Source organism: Shewanella zhangzhouensis, assembly GCF_019457615.1.
GTDB classification, from domain to species: domain Bacteria; phylum Pseudomonadota; class Gammaproteobacteria; order Enterobacterales; family Shewanellaceae; genus Shewanella; species Shewanella zhangzhouensis.
Genome location: NZ_CP080414.1, coordinates 4038211 through 4055613 on the forward strand (window position 1 = coordinate 4038211; position 17403 = coordinate 4055613).

At 56.2% G+C, this 17403-nt stretch carries 3 protein-coding genes; all 3 read left to right on the forward strand.

All coding sequences use genetic code 11. The annotated features are described in order from the left end of the window. The first annotated feature begins 58 nt into the window (after positions 1 to 58). The 3 genes from K0H63_RS17820 to K0H63_RS17830 all read left to right on the forward strand — a co-directional run bounded on the left by K0H63_RS17820 (position 59) and on the right by K0H63_RS17830 (position 17389). The gene (locus K0H63_RS17820; RefSeq protein WP_220065835.1) at positions 59 to 13744 is read left to right on the forward strand and encodes an Ig-like domain-containing protein; all 13686 of its coding nucleotides are present in this window, start codon (positions 59 to 61) and stop codon (positions 13742 to 13744) included. Positions 13745 to 13838: 94 nt separating this feature from the next. After that, positions 13839 to 16010, forward strand: coding sequence for a type I secretion system permease/ATPase (locus K0H63_RS17825; protein ID WP_220065836.1), 2172 nt, complete (start codon positions 13839 to 13841; stop codon positions 16008 to 16010). Beyond that, positions 16007 to 17389 carry an HlyD family type I secretion periplasmic adaptor subunit gene (locus K0H63_RS17830; RefSeq protein ID WP_220065837.1) on the forward strand — a complete coding sequence of 461 codons (1383 nt, stop codon included), beginning with the start codon at positions 16007 to 16009 and terminating at the stop codon, positions 17387 to 17389. Before K0H63_RS17825 ends, K0H63_RS17830 begins: the two co-directional genes overlap by 4 nt. Positions 17390 to 17403 lie beyond the last annotated feature (14 nt).

The following is a 17403-nucleotide window of genomic DNA, read 5'->3' on the forward strand; positions in this document are numbered from 1 at the left end:
TAATTTTGCCTGTTCTCAGGCAAATTCTGTATCGAATATAAGCCGTTGGGAGCTTGTTATGGGTTCGTATATCACACCGAAAAATGGATTGCTCAAGTCGGTAAATGGGCAAATTAGCATGGTCGCTGAAGGCGCAGAAAAATCTGTTTCTGCAGGTGATGCAATTCCCGCTGGAGCCGTGCTTTGGATTAAGGAAGGCGCGCAATTTGAATTGGTGCTGGAGGACGGCACCATTATCAGCGAATCAAACACCCCTACAACGGCCAATCAGCCAGAAGTTGGAGCTGAACAGCTTGACCCCAATGCGCTGAATGAAATTGAAGCGCTACAGGCCCAAATTGCCGCTGGTGATGATCCAACGGCAGATCTGCCTGAAACCGCAGCAGGCGGCCAGACCGGTAACGAAGGCGGCTCTGGCTTTGTCAGCCTGGACAGAAGCGGCAGCGAAACCCTTGCAAGCTCGGGTTATGATTCTACATTTGACGCCCAATTCCCAGAATCAACAATACTCGAAACCCAACCCATCGAACCCCTGCTTGTTACGCCACTGGTTATTACTGTTGACGCTCCCGACAATTCAACAGATACCACTCCGACGATTACTGGTACCACAGATGCAGAACCCGGCAGCACAGTTACCATCGTTGTCACCGACAGCAATGGCGATACCCAGACCCTGACTACCATAGTCAATGAGGACGGAACATACAGCGTTGATGTGGTCGACCCCTTACCTGAAGGGGGTTATACCGCCGATGCCAGTGTCATAGACACCACCGGCAATACCGGCACAGCAACGGATGTGGGTGATGTTGTTTCTCCTGAAGTGAGCATCACAGCCAATCAAACCGACGTAGAAGAAGGTGGCACTGCGTCTTTCGTTGTGAGCCTGGACGAAGCCTCAAACGAAGACATCACAGTCACCTTTACTTATTCAGGTGTTGCAGAAGACGGTACCGACTTTATCGGTGTGGCAAGCGTAGTGATCCCTGCCGGCCAAACCAGCGTTACCATTAACATCAACACCATTGACGACAAGCTGTACGAAGTTTCTGAAGACTTCACCATCACCATTTCCAGCGTCACCGGTGGCAATGCAGTGATAGGTGCCGAAAACAGTGCCAGCACCAACATTGTTGATGAAGCCGTACCCGGTCCTGAAGACACAGTCACAGTGACCCTGAATGGTCCAACTACTGTTGCAGAAGGTGAGAATACTGGCACCTACACTGTGACCCTGAGCGACCCAGCGCCGGCTGGCAGCATAGTTACACTCACCTACACCTACATCACCGCTGACGGCAACGACATTGTTGAAACAATACAAGCCATCATTGGTGCAGATGGCGTTACAGCGACCTTTACTATCGCCACAGTTAACGACGAAGTATTCGAACCAACGGAATCCTTCAGTGTCAGTGTCAGCGGTATCGTCACGCCAGATGGCACACCTGTGTTTGAAAACCTCGACCTGACCGATGCAACGGTTACCACTGACATCCTGGATAACGATCTGTCAGCCAGCATCACTCTGGATGCCAACATCACTGCCGATGACATCATTAACAGTGCTGAAGCCGGTCAAACAATCCCTGTAACTGGTGTAGTCGGTGCCGACGTTAAAGTGGGTGACACTGTTACCCTTACAATCAACGGTAAATCCTTCACAGGTCAGGTATTTGACGACAACGGCACCCTGCGTTTCAGCATTGATGTGCCTGGCAGCGATCTGGCGGCAGATGCAGACCGCGTCATTGATGCCTCTGTTTCAACTTCCGATGACGCCGGCAACACCGCCTCAGCCGACGACACCGAAGGCTATGGTGTCGACACGGAAATCAGTGCCACCATCGACCTCAACCCCATCGTGGTCGGCGATGACAACGTCATCAACCAGGCCGAAAGCGACGGCAGCGTGACCCTCAGCGGTACCGTGGGCGGCGACGTCAAACTCGGCGACACCGTGACCCTGACCCTCGATGGCGAAGAAATTGCCTCCGTGCTGGTGATTGACCTCGGTGGCGGCGTACTGGGCTTCACCACCACCGTCGATGCCGCCCTGCTGGTCGGCGCTGACGTGAACAGCATCACCGCCTCCGTCACCACCACCGATGACGCCGGCAACACCGCCTCAGCCGACGACACCGAAGGCTATGGTGTCGACACGGAAATCAGTGCCACCATCGACCTCAACCCCATCGTGGTCGGCGATGACAACGTCATCAACCAGGCCGAAAGCGACGGCAGCGTGACCCTCAGCGGTACCGTGGGCGGCGACGTCAAACTCGGCGACACCGTGACCCTGACCCTCGATGGCGAAGAAATTGCCTCCGTGCTGGTGATTGACCTCGGTGGCGGCGTACTGGGCTTCACCACCACCGTCGATGCCGCCCTGCTGGTCGGCGCTGACGTGAACAGCATCACCGCCTCCGTCACCACCACCGATGACGCCGGCAACACCGCCTCAGCCGACGACACCGAAGGCTATGGTGTCGACACGGAAATCAGTGCCACCATCGACCTCAACCCCATCGTGGTCGGCGATGACAACGTCATCAACCAGGCCGAAAGCGACGGCAGCGTGACCCTCAGCGGTACCGTGGGCGGCGACGTCAAACTCGGCGACACCGTGACCCTGACCCTCGATGGCGAAGAAATTGCCTCCGTGCTGGTGATTGACCTCGGTGGCGGCGTACTGGGCTTCACCACCACCGTCGATGCCGCCCTGCTGGTCGGCGCTGACGTGAACAGCATCACCGCCTCCGTCACCACCACCGATGACGCCGGCAACACCGCCTCAGCCGACGACACCGAAGGCTATGGTGTCGACACGGAAATCAGTGCCACCATCGACCTCAACCCCATCGTGGTCGGCGATGACAACGTCATCAACCAGGCCGAAAGCGACGGCAGCGTGACCCTCAGCGGTACCGTGGGCGGCGACGTCAAACTCGGCGACACCGTGACCCTGACCCTCGATGGCGAAGAAATTGCCTCCGTGCTGGTGATTGACCTCGGTGGCGGCGTACTGGGCTTCACCACCACCGTCGATGCCGCCCTGCTGGTCGGCGCTGACGTGAACAGCATCACCGCCTCCGTCACCACCACCGATGACGCCGGCAACACCGCCTCAGCCGACGACACCGAAGGCTATGGTGTCGACACGGAAATCAGTGCCACCATCGACCTCAACCCCATCGTGGTCGGCGATGACAACGTCATCAACCAGGCCGAAAGCGACGGCAGCGTGACCCTCAGCGGTACCGTGGGCGGCGACGTCAAACTCGGCGACACCGTGACCCTGACCCTCGATGGCGAAGAAATTGCCTCCGTGCTGGTGATTGACCTCGGTGGCGGCGTACTGGGCTTCACCACCACCGTCGATGCCGCCCTGCTGGTCGGCGCTGACGTGAACAGCATCACCGCCTCCGTCACCACCACCGATGACGCCGGCAACACCGCCTCAGCCGACGACACCGAAGGCTATGGTGTCGACACGGAAATCAGTGCCACCATCGACCTCAACCCCATCGTGGTCGGCGATGACAACGTCATCAACCAGGCCGAAAGCGACGGCAGCGTGACCCTCAGCGGTACCGTGGGCGGCGACGTCAAACTCGGCGACACCGTGACCCTGACCCTCGATGGCGAAGAAATTGCCTCCGTGCTGGTGATTGACCTCGGTGGCGGCGTACTGGGCTTCACCACCACCGTCGATGCCGCCCTGCTGGTCGGCGCTGACGTGAACAGCATCACCGCCTCCGTCACCACCACCGATGACGCCGGCAACACCGCCTCAGCCGACGACACCGAAGGCTATGGTGTCGACACGGAAATCAGTGCCACCATCGACCTCAACCCCATCGTGGTCGGCGATGACAACGTCATCAACCAGGCCGAAAGCGACGGCAGCGTGACCCTCAGCGGTACCGTGGGCGGCGACGTCAAACTCGGCGACACCGTGACCCTGACCCTCGATGGCGAAGAAATTGCCTCCGTGCTGGTGATTGACCTCGGTGGCGGCGTACTGGGCTTCACCACCACCGTCGATGCCGCCCTGCTGGTCGGCGCTGACGTGAACAGCATCACCGCCTCCGTCACCACCACCGATGACGCCGGCAACACCGCCTCAGCCGACGACACCGAAGGCTATGGTGTCGACACGGAAATCAGTGCCACCATCGACCTCAACCCCATCGTGGTCGGCGATGACAACGTCATCAACCAGGCCGAAAGCGACGGCAGCGTGACCCTCAGCGGTACCGTGGGCGGCGACGTCAAACTCGGCGACACCGTGACCCTGACCCTCGATGGCGAAGAAATTGCCTCCGTGCTGGTGATTGACCTCGGTGGCGGCGTACTGGGCTTCACCACCACCGTCGATGCCGCCCTGCTGGTCGGCGCTGACGTGAACAGCATCACCGCCTCCGTCACCACCACCGATGACGCCGGCAACACCGCCTCAGCCGACGACACCGAAGGCTATGGTGTCGACACGGAAATCAGTGCCACCATCGACCTCAACCCCATCGTGGTCGGCGATGACAACGTCATCAACCAGGCCGAAAGCGACGGCAGCGTGACCCTCAGCGGTACCGTGGGCGGCGACGTCAAACTCGGCGACACCGTGACCCTGACCCTCGATGGCGAAGAAATTGCCTCCGTGCTGGTGATTGACCTCGGTGGCGGCGTACTGGGCTTCACCACCACCGTCGATGCCGCCCTGCTGGTCGGCGCTGACGTGAACAGCATCACCGCCTCCGTCACCACCACCGATGACGCCGGCAACACCGCCTCAGCCGACGACACCGAAGGCTATGGTGTCGACACGGAAATCAGTGCCACCATCGACCTCAACCCCATCGTGGTCGGCGATGACAACGTCATCAACCAGGCCGAAAGCGACGGCAGCGTGACCCTCAGCGGTACCGTGGGCGGCGACGTCAAACTCGGCGACACCGTGACCCTGACCCTCGATGGCGAAGAAATTGCCTCCGTGCTGGTGATTGACCTCGGTGGCGGCGTACTGGGCTTCACCACCACCGTCGATGCCGCCCTGCTGGTCGGCGCTGACGTGAACAGCATCACCGCCTCCGTCACCACCACCGATGACGCCGGCAACACCGCCTCAGCCGACGACACCGAAGGCTATGGTGTCGACACGGAAATCAGTGCCACCATCGACCTCAACCCCATCGTGGTCGGCGATGACAACGTCATCAACCAGGCCGAAAGCGACGGCAGCGTGACCCTCAGCGGTACCGTGGGCGGCGACGTCAAACTCGGCGACACCGTGACCCTGACCCTCGATGGCGAAGAAATTGCCTCCGTGCTGGTGATTGACCTCGGTGGCGGCGTACTGGGCTTCACCACCACCGTCGATGCCGCCCTGCTGGTCGGCGCTGACGTGAACAGCATCACCGCCTCCGTCACCACCACCGATGACGCCGGCAACACCGCCTCAGCCGACGACACCGAAGGCTATGGTGTCGACACGGAAATCAGTGCCACCATCGACCTCAACCCCATCGTGGTCGGCGATGACAACGTCATCAACCAGGCCGAAAGCGACGGCAGCGTGACCCTCAGCGGTACCGTGGGCGGCGACGTCAAACTCGGCGACACCGTGACCCTGACCCTCGATGGCGAAGAAATTGCCTCCGTGCTGGTGATTGACCTCGGTGGCGGCGTACTGGGCTTCACCACCACCGTCGATGCCGCCCTGCTGGTCGGCGCTGACGTGAACAGCATCACCGCCTCCGTCACCACCACCGATGACGCCGGCAACACCGCCTCAGCCGACGACACCGAAGGCTATGGTGTCGACACGGAAATCAGTGCCACCATCGACCTCAACCCCATCGTGGTCGGCGATGACAACGTCATCAACCAGGCCGAAAGCGACGGCAGCGTGACCCTCAGCGGTACCGTGGGCGGCGACGTCAAACTCGGCGACACCGTGACCCTGACCCTCGATGGCGAAGAAATTGCCTCCGTGCTGGTGATTGACCTCGGTGGCGGCGTACTGGGCTTCACCACCACCGTCGATGCCGCCCTGCTGGTCGGCGCTGACGTGAACAGCATCACCGCCTCCGTCACCACCACCGATGACGCCGGCAACACCGCCTCAGCCGACGACACCGAAGGCTATGGTGTCGACACGGAAATCAGTGCCACCATCGACCTCAACCCCATCGTGGTCGGCGATGACAACGTCATCAACCAGGCCGAAAGCGACGGCAGCGTGACCCTCAGCGGTACCGTGGGCGGCGACGTCAAACTCGGCGACACCGTGACCCTGACCCTCGATGGCGAAGAAATTGCCTCCGTGCTGGTGATTGACCTCGGTGGCGGCGTACTGGGCTTCACCACCACCGTCGATGCCGCCCTGCTGGTCGGCGCTGACGTGAACAGCATCACCGCCTCCGTCACCACCACCGATGACGCCGGCAACACCGCCTCAGCCGACGACACCGAAGGCTATGGTGTCGACACGGAAATCAGTGCCACCATCGACCTCAACCCCATCGTGGTCGGCGATGACAACGTCATCAACCAGGCCGAAAGCGACGGCAGCGTGACCCTCAGCGGTACCGTGGGCGGCGACGTCAAACTCGGCGACACCGTGACCCTGACCCTCGATGGCGAAGAAATTGCCTCCGTGCTGGTGATTGACCTCGGTGGCGGCGTACTGGGCTTCACCACCACCGTCGATGCCGCCCTGCTGGTCGGCGCTGACGTGAACAGCATCACCGCCTCCGTCACCACCACCGATGACGCCGGCAACACCGCCTCAGCCGACGACACCGAAGGCTATGGTGTCGACACGGAAATCAGTGCCACCATCGACCTCAACCCCATCGTGGTCGGCGATGACAACGTCATCAACCAGGCCGAAAGCGACGGCAGCGTGACCCTCAGCGGTACCGTGGGCGGCGACGTCAAACTCGGCGACACCGTGACCCTGACCCTCGATGGCGAAGAAATTGCCTCCGTGCTGGTGATTGACCTCGGTGGCGGCGTACTGGGCTTCACCACCACCGTCGATGCCGCCCTGCTGGTCGGCGCTGACGTGAACAGCATCACCGCCTCCGTCACCACCACCGATGACGCCGGCAACACCGCCTCAGCCGACGACACCGAAGGCTATGGTGTCGACACGGAAATCAGTGCCACCATCGACCTCAACCCCATCGTGGTCGGCGATGACAACGTCATCAACCAGGCCGAAAGCGACGGCAGCGTGACCCTCAGCGGTACCGTGGGCGGCGACGTCAAACTCGGCGACACCGTGACCCTGACCCTCGATGGCGAAGAAATTGCCTCCGTGCTGGTGATTGACCTCGGTGGCGGCGTACTGGGCTTCACCACCACCGTCGATGCCGCCCTGCTGGTCGGCGCTGACGTGAACAGCATCACCGCCTCCGTCACCACCACCGATGACGCCGGCAACACCGCCTCAGCCGACGACACCGAAGGCTATGGTGTCGACACGGAAATCAGTGCCACCATCGACCTCAACCCCATCGTGGTCGGCGATGACAACGTCATCAACCAGGCCGAAAGCGACGGCAGCGTGACCCTCAGCGGTACCGTGGGCGGCGACGTCAAACTCGGCGACACCGTGACCCTGACCCTCGATGGCGAAGAAATTGCCTCCGTGCTGGTGATTGACCTCGGTGGCGGCGTACTGGGCTTCACCACCACCGTCGATGCCGCCCTGCTGGTCGGCGCTGACGTGAACAGCATCACCGCCTCCGTCACCACCACCGATGACGCCGGCAACACCGCCTCAGCCGACGACACCGAAGGCTATGGTGTCGACACGGAAATCAGTGCCACCATCGACCTCAACCCCATCGTGGTCGGCGATGACAACGTCATCAACCAGGCCGAAAGCGACGGCAGCGTGACCCTCAGCGGTACCGTGGGCGGCGACGTCAAACTCGGCGACACCGTGACCCTGACCCTCGATGGCGAAGAAATTGCCTCCGTGCTGGTGATTGACCTCGGTGGCGGCGTACTGGGCTTCACCACCACCGTCGATGCCGCCCTGCTGGTCGGCGCTGACGTGAACAGCATCACCGCCTCCGTCACCACCACCGATGACGCCGGCAACACCGCCTCAGCCGACGACACCGAAGGCTATGGTGTCGACACGGAAATCAGTGCCACCATCGACCTCAACCCCATCGTGGTCGGCGATGACAACGTCATCAACCAGGCCGAAAGCGACGGCAGCGTGACCCTCAGCGGTACCGTGGGCGGCGACGTCAAACTCGGCGACACCGTGACCCTGACCCTCGATGGCGAAGAAATTGCCTCCGTGCTGGTGATTGACCTCGGTGGCGGCGTACTGGGCTTCACCACCACCGTCGATGCCGCCCTGCTGGTCGGCGCTGACGTGAACAGCATCACCGCCTCCGTCACCACCACCGATGACGCCGGCAACACCGCCTCAGCCGACGACACCGAAGGCTATGGTGTCGACACGGAAATCAGTGCCACCATCGACCTCAACCCCATCGTGGTCGGCGATGACAACGTCATCAACCAGGCCGAAAGCGACGGCAGCGTGACCCTCAGCGGTACCGTGGGCGGCGACGTCAAACTCGGCGACACCGTGACCCTGACCCTCGATGGCGAAGAAATTGCCTCCGTGCTGGTGATTGACCTCGGTGGCGGCGTACTGGGCTTCACCACCACCGTCGATGCCGCCCTGCTGGTCGGCGCTGACGTGAACAGCATCACCGCCTCCGTCACCACCACCGATGACGCCGGCAACACCGCCTCAGCCGACGACACCGAAGGCTATGGTGTCGACACGGAAATCAGTGCCACCATCGACCTCAACCCCATCGTGGTCGGCGATGACAACGTCATCAACCAGGCCGAAAGCGACGGCAGCGTGACCCTCAGCGGTACCGTGGGCGGCGACGTCAAACTCGGCGACACCGTGACCCTGACCCTCGATGGCGAAGAAATTGCCTCCGTGCTGGTGATTGACCTCGGTGGCGGCGTACTGGGCTTCACCACCACCGTCGATGCCGCCCTGCTGGTCGGCGCTGACGTGAACAGCATCACCGCCTCCGTCACCACCACCGATGACGCCGGCAACACCGCCTCAGCCGACGACACCGAAGGCTATGGTGTCGACACGGAAATCAGTGCCACCATCGACCTCAACCCCATCGTGGTCGGCGATGACAACGTCATCAACCAGGCCGAAAGCGACGGCAGCGTGACCCTCAGCGGTACCGTGGGCGGCGACGTCAAACTCGGCGACACCGTGACCCTGACCCTCGATGGCGAAGAAATTGCCTCCGTGCTGGTGATTGACCTCGGTGGCGGCGTACTGGGCTTCACCACCACCGTCGATGCCGCCCTGCTGGTCGGCGCTGACGTGAACAGCATCACCGCCTCCGTCACCACCACCGATGACGCCGGCAACACCGCCTCAGCCGACGACACCGAAGGCTATGGTGTCGACACGGACATCGGCGCACCTACTGTATGGATTGTTGATGACGGCACGCCTGGCGATGGTTTGCTCACCCAAGGTGAAATCAACAGCAATGGCCCTGGGGTTCAGCTACAGGCGAATGTGAGCCACGCAGATCTGCTGGAAGGTGGTTTTGTTACTCTGACAGTGACAATTGGCAATGCCCAGCCTCAAGAATATGAGCTGGAGTTGGTAGATGATGTACTCCAGTTTCCCAATGGACAATTGGCAGATGGCTTCAGCTATAACAACGGTGTTATTACCTGGATTGAAAATGCACCCGATGCCGGACAAAGCATCACGGTAACGGTCACTCAAACCGATCTTGCTGGTAATGAATCTGCTGAGGACTCTGATACTGCACAGGTATTTGCTCCTGGCAATAATGAGTTGAGCGTTAATGAAAGTGATCTGCGTGACAATGTGCCCAATGTGGTTTCGCAGGAGATTTCCTTCACTGCTGGCAGCGAAGCACTGACACAATTCCGTTTTGGCGATGTAACCAGCATTCAAGCTGCAACCAATCTTGCTACAGGCGTGAGTATTGCCTGGGCTCTGACGGATGGTAGTTTAGTCGGTAGTATCGACGGTGTTCCTGTCATCAAGTTGACACTGACCGATACAGATCCAATATCTGCCAACACGACTGGCAGCATTAGCGTTAACGTGGAATTGCTGGATAACATTAAACAAGTCAACGGCGCAGGTGACATCAATCTCAGTTCGCTGATTGAAGGTATCGTTATCGAAGCTGTTGGCGAAAATAACAGTGTTATTTCTGCAACCCTTGACCTGACCATCAATGACGACCTTGTTGAAGCCTCGGCCACTGACAGCAGCGGTTTGAATGCAGCGGATACCCAGATCAGCGGCACTGTGACTGTTGCTGGCGCAGACGGTAACGATAACTTACCTGCTGACGAAGATAATAACGTGCCGGCTGATCAGTACAGTGCTGATCTTAGCGTCAATATCTCTGGATGGGACAGAGACGATGAATTTACTTGGTTTACAGCATCAACTGAAACAACCGGTGATAACGAAACCATTTATTACTTCGTCGACCCTGAAAACCCAAACATCTTGATTGCATACACTGACAGCGGAGATGAAGCGGCAGCTTGGGCGGGGCTGGATGACTACGATGACGAGTTGTCTTCTACCCAAACATTGATATTTACGCTTACTGTAAATCCCAATGACGGTAGTTACGTGATGAATGTCGTCAATCCAATCACTACGGTGACGGATTTGCCGGTAAACTTCACCACTAACATCGGTGGTAACAACAATGTGCTCTATGTAGATAGCAGCGGACAAATCAGCAAAGATGTTCCTGCAACCGTCGCTTTCACCATGACTGCGACCGCAGACGGTAAGGCCGCTACAGTCAACTCGTCTGCCAACGGCTATGGTGTGGGTTCGGGTAAAGACATTGATGATGGCGAAGTGCTTAGCTTGAACTTTGTATCACCAATTACCGGAGTCGAAGAATTATCGTTTACTTCAAATAGCGGTAGCATTTACACCGATGATGTCACTGTAGTGGTTCATGGCGTGATAGGCGGTATTCAAACTACTGTGACCTTGGAAGGTACCAGCACCGAACTGGTTGCAGCAATAAACAGCGCTGGATTTACCAGCATCAGTCAAATTGACTTCTCAAAAGTTGCCGGAAATCCTGATTTCAACCTCTTTGGTTTTACTTCATCAACGGAGCATGTGGATCCTGTCGGTGCCGTTCTCGACTTTAATGTCGCGATATCCGACAGCGACGGTGATATTGATAGCACCAATCCGTTTACTGTGACTCTGACGCCACCACCAACCGCACTCAGTGCGTTAACGCCAAATGCACTTAACTCATTGAGGGAGGCTACCTTGCTCACCGATGCCCCAGATAGCGATAGCAGTACACTGCTGTTTAAAGCTGGAGGCAGCAATGTAAACAGTATTGGTTTTGCAAGTGACGATGGCATTCAGGTCGATGGTATCCGGCAGCAACTTCAGTGGACCTTGAGTAGTGATAAGCAAACTTTGATTGGCTCCATTGGCAACAGAGACCTTATTAAGTTAACCCTTGATTGGGATGCTATAACCTCAGGCCAGCAAGGTGCTGTTGAAGTGAAAGCAGAGCTGATTGGCAATCTGCCTCACAATGCAAATGTCGATTCTATTCAAATATCGGGCATTAAAGTTACGGCGACCGACTCAAGCGGTGTAGCAGCTAATTCAACGGTCACAGTTACTGTTGCTGACGACAATAACCTTGCTGTTGATGATACCAACAGTGTTGATGTGGTCGTCGACAGCTTTTTGGTTTCCGGTGTTGTTGCGAATTGGACGACAACCGAAGGCGGCTCTAGCATCGAGAAGTTCGATGGAACCGATGCTGCCAATGGTGGTGGTCTGGATAACGACAGCGGCTTGGATCAACTGCGCTGGGGCTCTCCAGTAGGCAATTACAAGTCAGGTTATGGCTTTATCGATAATGACGCAGGTCTGTCTGGCCAGCTCGCACTGAATGAAGACATAGTGCTCGGTACCTTTACCCACTATAACTGGCCTACTTACTCTGGCACTTCAATCACCGGTGCCAAGATGAATGTGGCGTTTACGCTGACCGATGCGTATGGCAAAACCACGCCGGTTTCTTTGGATCTCAGTTTCTCCCACAATGAGACTCGCAACAGCGACGATTCTGAAGCATCGAAGGACATAGTAACTGTCGGACAAACCAGTGTGACCTTTAACTATGAAGGTGCGGTGTACACCCTGCAGGTTATTGGCTTCAAAGATAAAGTCACAGGAAACGTGGTTACTGAAATCCACACCGCCGAAAATGCTGCCAACAGTTATGAATTGGTGGTGCGCATGGTTCCAGGAGATGGTTATACCCTGCCGCACACCGAGGGCAACGTGCTCACCAACGATATCGTGGGCGCCGATGGCGCTCCAACCATCATAGGCGTGGCGGAAGGAGATCAAACCGACATTGGCGTTATTGGCCAAGTAGGCGCGATCATCGCCGGTACTTACGGCAACCTAATCTTGAACGCTGATGGTACCTATACCTACCAGTTAACAGCGAGTGCCAACAGTATCCCCGCTTCTGGTGATATCGAAACCTTTACTTACACCACCCAAGATGGCGATGGAGATAGAACCAGCGCTACCTTGAAGATTGATGTCAATCCAGTAAATGCCGATGGTATCAATATTGCGGATGCTGGCTTGATTTCAACTCAAGGCTCTAACCTCAATGACACCATCATCGTTGTTAATGGCGAAAGTGCAACCCGCGCCGGACAGAACGTACTGAATGCCACATTCGGTGGAGGATTAAGTGGCATTATCACGGACCGACATGGAAATACAGTTAGTGCGTCCGGTGCAAATAACAAGAGTTATGGTGACAAAAACATCCAGGTTGTAAGCGGTGGGGATGGCAACGACCATATCGAAACCGCTATGGGTAATGATGTTATCTATGCAGGTAAAACCGGTGCAGCTGGCTTTGGAACAGATGACCAACTCGAGCTATCGGTTAATACTCTGTCGACTCATCATATAATGACCGGAACATTAGCTGGCCCAGACAGTATTGTGGATACTGATGGCATGCTGCTTTCCAATGATGTGTCTTCTGCCAGAGCGGATGTTGTCAACGGTGGTAGCGGCGACGATAAGATCTTTGGTCAATCTGGCTCTGACATACTCTATGGACACACCGGAGATGACTACATTGATGGTGGTAGCCACAATGATGCTCTTCGTGGCGGCGAAGGCAATGACACCCTTATAGGTGGCCTTGGCGACGACGTGCTGCGCGGAGATGGCGGTGCCGATACCTTCGTTTGGAGAGCTGGTGAAACCGGAACTGACCATATCATCGACTTCAATATCAATGAAGACAAACTGGACTTGAGCGACCTGCTGCAAGGCGAAGAAAATGGCAATCTGGAAGATTACCTGAGCTTCAGCTTTGAGCGGGGTTCAACCACCATTGAAATTGATGCCAACCGCGATGGCACAGTTGATCAGCGTATCGTACTGGATGGTGTTGATTTGGCAGATGAGTATGGTCTGGCCTCAACCGATGAATCCGGGATCATCAACGGGCTGCTGGGTAATGGTACCGGCCCATTGATAGTCGATACACAAGCCGATACAGGCGCAGCCCAGGCTGTGGGCCGTATCTTGTCACTCGATGAGGATCATAAGACCGAGTTGATGCCTTAATACCTCAACCAGGAAAATGCCGGGCTATAGCAATATGGCCCGGCATAACTATACTGGGTCTAACGTCATAAAAATAATAAGGTAAATGTAAACGGTGTCTTTATCTGCTTCCGGAAGCGATGAGCAATGGACTATCGCAGCTTCCACGCGGGTCACTGTCGATCCCCTGTTGGATAGCCTGGTGCTCCTCACTGAATATTTTGGTTCCCCCTGCTCCAGTGAATCACTGGCGGCGGGCCTTCCCTTATCGGGAGCCGTACTGACGCCTGATTTGGTCCCTCAGGCTGCGGCCAGAGCCGGTCTCAACGCCCGCTTGACCCGTAAAGGTCTGGACCAGATATCTCCCATCATGATGCCCTGCATCCTGCTGCTGAAAGATAAGAAAGCTTGCCTTCTCAGAGAATTGACCCCTGAAAAAGCTGTCATTCAGTTGCCTGAAACCGGCGGAGAAGAGACTCTCCCCATTGAGCAGCTCGAAACTCTCTATGTCGGTTATCTGTTTCTGGTAAAACAGCAATATCGGGGTGATATGCGCTTTGACGTGCATCATCACGACAATAAAAGCCACTGGTTACTGAAAACTTTAAAAGATGCGGCACCAATCTACCGGGATGCGCTTATCGCCTCAGTGTTGGTGAACCTCTTTGCCCTGGTTTCGCCACTCTTTATCATGAATGTGTACGATAAAGTAGTGCCCAATCTGGCATTCGAGTCTCTGTGGGTACTGGCCATTGGTGCAGGCATTGCTTACATCTTTGATTTGGTCATGCGCCAGCTTAGAAGCTACTTGATTGATGTTGCTGGTAAAAAAGTCGACATCATAGTGTCATCGCAACTGTTTGCCAAAGCCGTTGGTATTCCACTGTCAAAACGATCTCCCAGTGTTGGCGGTATGGCTAAACAGCTCGGCGAGTTTGACAGCATTAGAGACATTCTGACATCCGCCACCATTACCACCCTGGTGGATTTACCCTTTGCGCTCTTTTTCCTGATCATTATCTTTATTGTGGCTGGCGATCTGGCGATGCTGCCATTACTCGGCGGCGCCATCATCATTGGCTACACCTTGTACATACAACCAAAGCTTAAAGCCGCTATTGATGAAAGTAATAAGTTCGCCAGTCTGAAACACGGACACCTGATTGAAAGTCTGGCAGCACTTGAGTCCATCAAAGCCTATGGCGCAGAAGGGTTGGTACAAAAAAGTTGGCAACAGATGATAGGGCACACGGCCAACTGGCAGCTCAAGGCCAAAAAGCTGTCCAACTCGGTATCAAACGTTGCCAGCTTTATGGTGCAACTGACCGTGGTGGGTGTGGTCATTCTGGGGGTGTATCGGGTTGCCGATAATGCCATTTCCATGGGGGGTATTATCGCAGCAGTGATGCTTTCCAGCCGCGCCATGTCCCCCATGGCACAGTTGGCCAGTTTGTTAACCCGCGCCAATCACACAGCCAGTGCGTTAAAGCAGCTGGACCAAATCATGACTCAGGAAGATGAGTTTGAAAATAAAGGGCATTTGGTCAGTAAAACCCGTCTTATGGGCAAAATCGAAGCTGACCATGTGAGCTTTTGCTATCCGGGTTCTGAGAAACCGGTTTTGCATCCAACGTCTTTGTCTATTCAGCCGGGTGAAAAGGTGGCCATCATTGGCCGCAATGGCTCAGGGAAAAGTACGTTGGCCAAACTCCTGTGTGGCCTGTACAAACCCACCAAAGGCAGCCTCAGATACGATGGAATTGACAGCGCACAGATCCACCCCAGCGATCTGCGCAGAAACTTCGGTTACCTGCCTCAGGATGTGGTGTTGTTCCATGGTTCTATCAGAGACAACATACTCTTTGGTACCCGCCAGGTATCTGAGCATCAGCTTATCCGCGCAGTGCAAATCTCTGGTGTCAGCCTCTTTACCAATCTCGAATCCGAAGGGCTGGATCAACAGGTCGGCGAAGGTGGACAGGCCTTGTCTCGGGGACAACGCCAAACTGTCGCCCTGGCTCGGGCCACCCTGAACGACCCACCCATTTTGCTGATGGACGAACCCACTGCCAGTTTGGATGCCAGAGCGGAGAAACAGTTTATTCGCGCTATGGAGCATGTCAGCAAAGACAGGACCTTACTTATCATCACCCACAAGATGCACCTGCTGAAATTGGTCGACCGGGTCATCGTATTGGACCGTGGTCATGTGCTCGCTGATGGCCCCAAAAATGACGTGCTCGAGAAACTGAGTCTGGGACTGCTCGCGGGAGGCGCCAAAGGATGAGTAAAGCGCTGACAACCCGGGATCTGGAGATGGTTGATGACGTCTATGGCGCCATGATGACCGATGCCCCGACCAGCCATAGACTGACTATCTGGGCACTCACCTCATTGGTTTTTACCTTCCTCATCTGGGCATATTTTGCCGAGTTGGATCAGGTTACCGTAGGCACTGGCAAGGTTATCCCTTCGTCGCAAATTCAGGTTATTCAAAGCTTGGACGGTGGTGTACTGCAAGAGCTGTTCGTGCGCGAGGGTAATCTGGTCAGCAAGGGGGAACCCTTGGCGCGTATCGACGATACCCGCTTCCGTTCGGACTTTGCCCAACAGGAAGAAGAGGTGTTCAGCTTGCAGGCCAATGTGATCCGCATGCGGGCTGAACTCAACAGCATTACCGTGTCGGATATGGCATCTGATTGGCGTGAGCAGGTTCGCATCGTCAAACAGGACCTGACATTCCCAGAAGCGCTGAATGCTCAAAAACCTGAAATGATTGTGCATCAACAAGCCGAGTACAACGGCCGACTCGACAATCTGGAAAACCAACTGGAAATTCTCGCCAGACAAATTCAGCAGCGGCAGCAGGAAAACGAAGAGCTGACCACCAAGATTGCGACCATGACCACCAGTTTTCAGCTCATCAGTCGCGAATTGGAGCTAACCCGTCCTTTGGCACAAAAAGGCATTGTGCCGGAAGTTGAACTGCTGAAGCTCGAGCGCACAGTGAATGAACTCCAGGGCGAGCTCAAAGCAATGCGTCTGCTACGCCCCAAAATCAAAGCCACTTTGGATGAGGCCATCTTAAAACGCCGGGAAGCCGTGTTTGTATTCGCCGCAGATACCCGCGCCCAGCTAAACGAGATGCAAACCCGTCTATCGCGCATGAGCGAGGCACAGGTCGGGGCACAGGATAAGGTCAGTAAAGCGGTCATTACCTCACCGGTTAATGGCACTGTGAAGACAGTGCATATCAATACTCTCGGGGGCGTGGTGCAGCCCGGGGTGAATATTATGGAAATCGTGCCATCCGAAGATCAGCTGCTCATTGAAGCCAAGATCACCCCGAAAGACATCGCATTTTTGCACGTTGGCTTGCCTGCGGTAGTTAAGGTTACAGCCTATGATTTTACCCGCTATGGCGGGTTAGAAGGCACTGTTGAACATATCAGTGCCGATACCACCCAGGACGAAGAAGGTAACAGCTTTTATCTGATACGCGTCAGGACCGCAGAGTCCAGCTTGGTTAAAGACGATGGCACGGAGATGCCAATTATCCCCGGGATGCTCACCTCAGTGGATGTCATCACCGGACAAAGATCCATTCTTGAATACATACTTAATCCAATTCTAAGAGCCAAAGACACCGCACTTAGGGAACGATGAGGCTCTAACTAAAC

Coding starts and splice junctions, on each gene's coding strand:
- K0H63_RS17830 (WP_220065837.1), top strand. CDS start 16,007: ATGAGTAAAGCGCTGACAACCCGGGATCTGGAGATGGTTGATGACGTC.
- K0H63_RS17820 (WP_220065835.1), top strand. CDS start 59: ATGGGTTCGTATATCACACCGAAAAATGGATTGCTCAAGTCGGTAAAT.